Annotated in this window: 5 protein-coding genes and 1 pseudogene; 5 read left to right on the forward strand and 1 reads right to left on the reverse strand. The window is 71.1% G+C overall.

All coding sequences use genetic code 11. The annotated features are described in order from the left end of the window. The 4 genes and pseudogenes from VG296_RS21705 to VG296_RS21720 all read left to right on the forward strand — a co-directional run. Nucleotides 1-283, forward strand: a pseudogene (locus VG296_RS21705) (Asp-tRNA(Asn)/Glu-tRNA(Gln) amidotransferase GatCAB subunit B); the annotation flags it as partial. A 524-nt stretch (nt 284-807) separates the two neighbouring features. Beyond that, nucleotides 808-2,043: a TetR/AcrR family transcriptional regulator gene (locus tag VG296_RS21710; RefSeq protein ID WP_325568444.1), complete on the forward strand. Its 1,236-nt coding sequence runs from the start codon at nt 808-810 to the stop codon at nt 2,041-2,043. Continuing rightward, a complete protein-coding gene (locus tag VG296_RS21715; RefSeq protein WP_325568446.1) occupies nt 2,040-2,246 on the forward strand; it encodes a ferredoxin in 207 nt (68 codons plus the stop codon). Before VG296_RS21710 ends, VG296_RS21715 begins: the two co-directional genes overlap by 4 nt. Then, nucleotides 2,243-3,520 carry a cytochrome P450 gene (locus tag VG296_RS21720; RefSeq protein WP_325568448.1) on the forward strand — a complete coding sequence of 426 codons (1,278 nt, stop codon included), beginning with the start codon at nt 2,243-2,245 and terminating at the stop codon, nt 3,518-3,520. Before VG296_RS21715 ends, VG296_RS21720 begins: the two co-directional genes overlap by 4 nt. Here the strand turns inward: VG296_RS21720 and VG296_RS21725 are convergent. Beyond that, nucleotides 3,517-4,695, reverse strand: coding sequence for a MalY/PatB family protein (locus VG296_RS21725; RefSeq protein WP_325568450.1), 1,179 nt, complete (start codon nt 4,693-4,695; stop codon nt 3,517-3,519). The genes VG296_RS21720 and VG296_RS21725 overlap by 4 nt on opposite strands. A gap of 165 nt (nt 4,696-4,860) precedes the next feature. Between VG296_RS21725 and VG296_RS21730 the strand changes: the two genes are divergently transcribed. Next, nucleotides 4,861-6,129 carry a metal-dependent hydrolase family protein gene (locus VG296_RS21730; protein ID WP_325568452.1) on the forward strand — a complete coding sequence of 423 codons (1,269 nt, stop codon included), beginning with the start codon at nt 4,861-4,863 and terminating at the stop codon, nt 6,127-6,129. The last annotated feature ends 305 nt before the right edge of the window (nt 6,130-6,434 follow it).

Below are 6,434 nucleotides of genomic sequence, written 5' to 3' on the forward strand. Positions count from 1 at the left end.
GCTCAACGACAAGCTGGCCCGCCAGGTCCTCGACGCCGTGCTGGCGGGGGAGGGCTCGCCGGACGAGGTGGTCGCCGCCCGCGGGCTGGCGATCGTCAGCGACGACAGCACGCTGATCGCCGCGGTGGACGAAGCGATCGCCGCCAATCCGGGCGTGGCGGAGAAGATCCGGGCCGGCAAGGTCGCGGCTGCGGGCGTGCTCGTCGGCGCCGTCATGAACGCCACCCGCGGCCAGGCCGACGCAGGCCGCGTCCGCGAGCTGATCCTGGAGCGCCTGACCTAACCGATTCTGCCGCGCGGGTGCTCAGGAGCCCAGGCTTGACGCTGAGCGCGTCGGCATTGACCTGACCATCATCGACCCTGGCCAGTCCGGCCTGCGCAAGGTCGAACTGACTCAGGCCAGCTGGCTGGGCGCGTCCGGTGAGCGGGGCGGCCGCAGCCCGTCGGCTAGCACGGCGAAGACGCGGCTGCGCAGGGCCGGGTCCGCCGATGCGAGCTGCAAGGTGGCAAGCATCCCTTTCAACAGCAGGATGATGTCCGTTGTCCCGACGCCGGCGCGCCCTACCGGTTCACCGCGCTCGGTGTCATCCGGGTCCGCGACGGCCAGATCGTGCGCTACGTACGACTACATGGACTCGATCGCCATGGCCCGGCTGCTGGGGCGCACCGGCGATCTGGCCGCCCTCGCCGCCAGCTGACCAGACGTCGCGGGCTTACACCCGGCTCCGCGGCCGCGTTACGATGCGACCTGGTATCGCCTGGCCCCTGCCGCGAAGCGCGGGGAACATTTTGCGGTGAGGAGCCTGCGTGGAGCTGGTCAGCGGCCCGGCTGCCGTGACGTTCGGGACGGCCAAGCTCAGCCGCCCGCTCTGGCCTCACCAGCAGCGCGCGCTTGACGCGTTCGAGCGGGACCGCGCCCGCGGCGACGCGGCTACCTACCTCGTGGTGCCGCCTGGCGGCGGGAAGACCCTGATTGGGCTCGAGGCGGCGCGGCGGCTGGCCCGGCCAACGGTGGTGCTGTGCCCGAACACGGCTATCCAGGGCCAGTGGATCGCGCAGTGGCAGACGGCGTTCTCGTCGGCCGCGGCGCCCGCCACCACCAGCCGGGAACTGCCGACCGCGCTGACCGTGCTGACCTATCAGGCGGTGTGCACGCTGGATTCGGCCGGGAACGGCGACGCCCGCGACCGTGCCGATCCGCTGTCGCTGCTGCACTCGAACGGCCGGGCGCTGATCGACCGGCTCCGCGCCGGAGGCCCGTGGACGCTGTCCTCGACGAGTGCCACCACCTGCTCGAAATGTGGGGCCGCAGGCCGGCCCGGCTTCGCCTTGACGAATCAGATGAATGTTTGTTTAATTCAGTGTATGGGGCGCATCGCTGGCGTTACCGCTGCCGAGACTCGAGAGCGGCTGCTGCGCGCTGCTGCCGACGTCTTTGCCCAGCGCGGGTATGACGGCACGCGAGTGGCCGACATCGCCGCGGCCGCCGGCGTCAGCAACGGCGCGCTGTACGCGCACTTCGGCTCGAAGGCGGACCTGCTCACCGACGCGCTGCGCACCCACGGCCGGCGGCTGCTCGCTGACCTGTTCGCAGCCGATCCCAGCCGGTCGGTCACGGATCTGCTTCTCCTCATCGGCCGCTGGCTGCCCCGCTGCCGAGATGCCCGCGGTTACCTGATCGTCGAAGCGCTGGTCGCGGCCCGCCGCGACGAGGACGTGGCCCGGCCGATGCGCGATTACGTCGGCGAGCGCGCCGACTCGATCGCCGGGCTGATGCGGGTGGCTCAGGCCGGCGGCGAGCTTGACCCGGCGCTGTCACCGAATGCGCTTGCCCACTTCTGCCTCCTGCTCTCGATGGGCAGCGCGCTGGTCACGCCGGACCTGCATGCGGTGGACGAAGAGGAGTGGGTCGTGCTGCTCGCCCGCGTCGTGACCGGCCTGGCCCGGCCTGGCATCACCGCACAGGGCGTTGCGGCACAGGGCGTTGCGGCACAGGGCATCGGAGCACAGGAGATCACCCCACAGGCGGGAGCAACCCAGTGAAAGTGCAGATCAGTACCGAACGCTGCCAAGGGCACGGCCGCTGCTACGACCTGGCTCCTGACCTGTTCGGCGAGGACGCCGAAGGTTACGGGCAGGTGCCCGGCGACGGCACCGTGCCGCCGGGCAAGGAGCAGGACGCACGCCTCGCGGTCCTGAACTGCCCCGAGCAGGCGATCGAGATCCTCGAGGGAGCGCAGGCGTGACCGTCGACGACCGCTTCACCCGCGACTACCGCGAGACCCGCGGGGACCAGCCGCTCGGCACCCGCAACGAGATCGTCACCGGCCCGGTCTCGGACTGGGCGACCGACTTCTCCCATCTCGAACCGGAGTGGTCCGCCGATCCCTACCCGATCCAGGACGACCTGCGTGAGCGCTGCCCGATCGCGCACACCGGGCGGTTCGGCGGCGGCTGGCTGCCGACGCGCTACTCCGATGTCGCGGCGATCGCCTACGACACTGACCGGTTCTCCTCGCGGGCGATCGTCATGAGCAACTTCCGGCCGCCAACTGAGTTGGCGCCGGCCGGCGGCTCGCCACCGATCTCCTCCGACCCGCCGTTCCACCACGAGGCGCGCAAGCTGCTGCTCCCCGCGTTCACCAAGACCGCGGTCGGCGAACGGGAGCCGGCGACCAGAGCCCTGTGCCACGCGCTCATCGACGCGCTGGCGGGGCAGGACGTCGTGGACGCCGCCCGCGACTACGCGCAGCACATCCCGATGCGGGTCATCGCCGCCATGCTCGGCTTCCCCGCGGCGGACGGACCGCGGTTCCGTGAGTTCGTCGAGAACACGCTCGAGGGCGTCAACCTGCCGCCCGACGAACGCATCGCGCGGATGTCGGCGCTGTTCGACTACCTGACGGCGCAGATCCACGACCACATCGACCGTCCGCGCGAGGACCTCACCACGTTCCTCATCAACGCCGAGCTGCACGGCCGCAAGCTCGACCCGTCCCACGTCGCCGGCACGATGGCGCTGCTGCTCATCGCCGGCATCGACACCACGTGGAGCGCGATCGGCGCCTCGCTGTGGCATCTGGCGAAGACTCCGGCCGACCGCGAGCGGCTGGTCGCCGAGCCCGCGCTGCTGCCGACCGCGGCAGAGGAGTTCCTCCGCGCTTACGCGCCGGTCACGATGGCGCGGCTGGTCCGGGACGACATGCGCTGGCACGGCGCGGACATGAAGGCCGACGACTGGATCCTGCTGTCGTTCCCGGCGGCCAACCGCGACCCGGCGCAGTTCGACCGGGCCGGTGACGTGGTCATCGACCGCCAGGTCAACCGGCACGCGGCGTTCGGCCTCGGCATCCATCGCTGCGTGGGCTCGCACCTGGCGCGGATGGAGCTCCGGGTCGCGCTCGAGGTCTGGCTGGAGCGGATCCCGCGGTTCTCCCTCGCCGACCCGTCGGCGGTGACCTGGTCGGCCGGCCAGATCCGCGGCCCCCGCACGCTCCCGCTCCGGGTGGGTCCCGTCTAGGCAGCGGAGTTCAGCACCGCCGCGATCCGCTCGACCATCTCGGTGAGAATCGGCTGCGGGGTGGCGAAGTTGAGCCGGAACGAGCCGGCGCCGCCGGTGCCGAAGGCCGGGCCGTCCACGACCGTGACCTTCGCACGCTCAGTGACCAAGACCCCGGGTGAGTCCGGAAGGTCCATCGCCGCGCAGTCGAGCCAGGCCAGGTAGGTGCCGTCCGGCGGCCGGTAGCGCACCTGCGGCAGGTGACGGGTGAGCAGCGCGGCCAGCAGGTGGCGGCTGTCGTCGAGATAGCCGAGGACCCCGTCCAGCCAGTCCCCGCCGTCGCGGAACGCGGCGATGTTGGCGACGACGCCGGGAGTGCTGGCCCCGTGCGAGGCGAATATCCCCATCTCCTCCCAGCGCTCGCGGTCGGGCTCGCTGGTCAGGATCACCTGGGCGCACTTGAGCCCGGGCAGGTTCCACGCCTTGGAGGCGGAGGTCGCGGTCAGCGTGTGCGACGCGGCGGTCTGCGAGGTGGATGCGTAGGGTATGTGCGTCGCTCCCGGGTAGACCAGCGGAGCATGAATCTCGTCGGCGAACACCCGGCCGCCGTGCTTGTCCACCACGGCGGTCAGCTGTGCCATCTCCTCCCGGCTGAAGACACGGCCGACCGGGTTGTACGGGTTGCAGAAGACGACCAGGTTTCCCCCGGCGCGGAACGCATCCGCCACCGCGTCGAGGTCGAGGGTGAAGAAGCCGTCGTCGCCGTGCATCGGCACCTGGATGATCTCCCGGCCGAGGAAGCCCGGCACGATCAGGAACGGCATGTACGCCGGCGTGGGCAGGATGACCGGTGAGCCCGGCCGGGAGAAATGCGTGATGGCGATTTCCAGCGCCTTGATCACGTCCGGGACGTGATGGATCGCCGCGGGATCGGCGTCCCAGCCGAATCGCTGCTTCTGGAACTCCGCGCACGCCGCAGCCAGATCGTCGGCGAGCACCGGCGACAGGTAGCCGAAGTTCGCGTCGGCGGACAGCCGCGCCAGCGCATCGAGGATCGGCGGCGCGGCGCCGAAGTCCATCTCCGCCACGGCCGCGCCGAGCCCGTCCGGGCCCGGGGCCGTCCACTTGAAGCTGCCGCGGGCGCGGAGCATCTCCACGGTCGTGGCGTCGATCGACTCCCTGAGGGTTCCTGGCACACCGCTATCCTGCCCCGGTCCTGTGACCGAGAGGTAAACCGGTCACCGCGAGGTAAACCGGCCGGGCCTTGACGCTGCTTCACGGCCCGCCATAGCGTGAGGCCACCGCCGTCGCCAGCGCTGTCGTTCGCGTTCCTGCACGCTGATCGAGGGCAAGGTGATGCGGTGCCTGAGGTGCTCACCGCTCCGCGGGTCATGACCGGCGATGAGACAGTATCCGACGGCGCGGTCGTCGTCGGCGACCGCACCGTGCAGTGGGCCGGCCGCGCCACCGCCCTGCCGGGCGAGTATGCGGTGCTGCCGCGGGCGGACTACCCGGGCTCGACGATCACCCCGGGGCTCATCGACTGTCACGTCCATCTGGGCTTCGACGGCGGCCCGAATCCGGCCGCGCGGATGCGCGCCGAGACCGACGCGCAGCAGCTGGTCCTGATGTTGCGCAGCGCGCGGGACCTGCTGGGCGTGGGCGTGACCACCGCCCGCGACCTCGGCGGCCGGGCCTACCTCGGCGTGGTGGTGCGTGATGCGATCGCCGCGGACCTGGCCCGCGGCCCGCGGCTGGTCGTGGCGGGCAGCCCGATCACCGTCACCGGCGGCCACTGCTGGTTCATGGGCGCCGAGGCGGACAGCGAGGACGACCTGCGCCGCATGGTCCGCACCCATCACAAGCGCGGCGTCGACCTGATCAAGGTGATGTCCACCGGCGGGTTCATGACGAGCGGATCGGCGCCCTGGTACGCCCAGTTCACCGGCGCGCAGCTCGCCGTGATCGTCGAGGAGGCGGGCCGGGTCGACAAGCCGGTCGCGGCGCACGCGCACGGGATCGAGGGCATCCGCCGGGCCGTCGAGGCCGGCGTCACCACGATCGAGCACTGCTCCTGGGTGACCGAGACCAACGAGCGGAACTACGCCGAATCCCTCGCCGCCCAGATCGCGGAGCAGGGAATCTTCGTCTGCCCGACCATCAACGTCAATGCGCCCTACGTGGCCGAGCTGACCGGGATAGCGGTCGGCGAGCACCTGCAGGCGATGCACGAGCTGGGGATCCGGCTCATCGCGGGCACCGACGCGGGCGTCGACAACACCCCGCACCACCAGTACCTCGGGGCGCTGGAGTACTACGTCACGCTGGGCTTCAGGCCCGAAGACGTGCTGGCGATGGCTACCACCGAGGCTGCGGCGGCGCTCGGCCTCGGCGCCGTCGCAGGCAGGATCGCGCCCGGCTACGACGCCGACCTTCTGGTCGTGGACGGCGACCCGCGAGCCGACATCTCGGCGCTCGGCAGGCTCCAGCGGGTCATCGCCCGCGGCCGCGCCTACGTGCCCGACAGCGGCCGGTTCGACGTCAGCGCGCCCGGAACGCCGTTCGCGTCCGGCGAGCACGCCGTCGACCTGCGGCTGCTCACCGAGGCCACCAAGCGCCGCGAGATTTAGGTCGAAAGCCCTTCTTTCCGAACGGCTCCGATCAGACGACCTCAGCCAGCGCCGATGCCGTCCCCACCGCGCGGCAACCGGAACCTTTCGCTCAGACTGCCGGCGTGTCGCTGAAAATGTCAGTCACACTCGCTAAACTGTTCGAAGAACGTGATCAGCCACTTCCCGGACGGAGGTGACCGCCGTGCCCGCATCCCAGGAAGAACTGCTCGCCGAGCGCATGGCCGCGCTCACCGAAGCCGACATCCCGCCCGAGGACGCCGACTGGGACCCGCAGGAGGCCGACGGCAGCGGCCGCCCGGCGG

The sequence above is a fragment of the Actinospica sp. genome (assembly GCF_035552695.1).
Lineage (GTDB): Bacteria > Actinomycetota > Actinomycetes > Streptomycetales > Catenulisporaceae > Actinospica.